Origin of the sequence: Streptomyces sp. SID12501 (assembly GCF_010550245.1) — a bacterium.
GTDB lineage: Bacteria > Actinomycetota > Actinomycetes > Streptomycetales > Streptomycetaceae > Streptomyces.
In genome coordinates, this window is sequence record NZ_JAAGLU010000291.1 from 1 (window position 1) to 588 (window position 588).

Below are 588 nucleotides of genomic sequence, written 5' to 3' on the forward strand. Positions count from 1 at the left end.
GTCGAGGACCAGCCCGGGTTGGACGACCGCCGTCCGGGCCGCGGGGTCGAGGGAGACGAGGGCGTTCATGTGCCGGGTGAGGTCGAGGACCACGCCGGTGCCGGTCGCCTGCCCGGCGATGGAGGTGCCACCGCCGCGCGGCACGACGGGGACCCCGGCGTCGGCGCAGATCCGCAGGGCGGTGGCCACGTCCTCGGCGTCGCGCGGGGTGACCACGCCGACCGGGACGCGGCGGTAGTTGGAGGCGTCCATGGTCACCAGCGCGCGGGCGGCGGCCCCGAAGTCGACCCCGCCGCGCAGGTTCGCTCGCAATGTCCGTTCCAGTTCCCCGGGTGTCGTCACGGCGCCCACCCTGCCACCGCGCCGGCGTGTCTCATTCGCTGGACGCGTTTCCGGTGCGCGGACCCGGACCCGATACGCTCCGCTCGTGGCTGAGATCCAGATTCCCGCTGACATCAAGCCCGCCGACGGACGCTTCGGCGCGGGCCCCTCCAAGGTGCGGACCGAGGCGCTGGACGCCCTCGCCGCCACCGGTACCTCCCTGCTCGGAACCTCTCACCGCCAGGCCCCGGTCAAGAACCTGGTCGG

General features: G+C 74.1%; 1 protein-coding gene and 1 pseudogene. One reads left to right on the forward strand and one right to left on the reverse strand.

Going from position 1 to position 588, the window contains the following annotated elements:
- Nucleotides 1-342, reverse strand: a 342-nt coding sequence (locus G3I71_RS45805) for an FAD-binding oxidoreductase (protein WP_343243289.1), incomplete at its 3' end; no start/stop codon positions are given.
- An 85-nt stretch (nucleotides 343-427) separates the two neighbouring features.
- Here G3I71_RS45805 and G3I71_RS45810 point away from each other — a divergent pair.
- Nucleotides 428-588 (forward strand): annotated as a pseudogene (locus tag G3I71_RS45810) (phosphoserine transaminase); the annotation flags it as partial.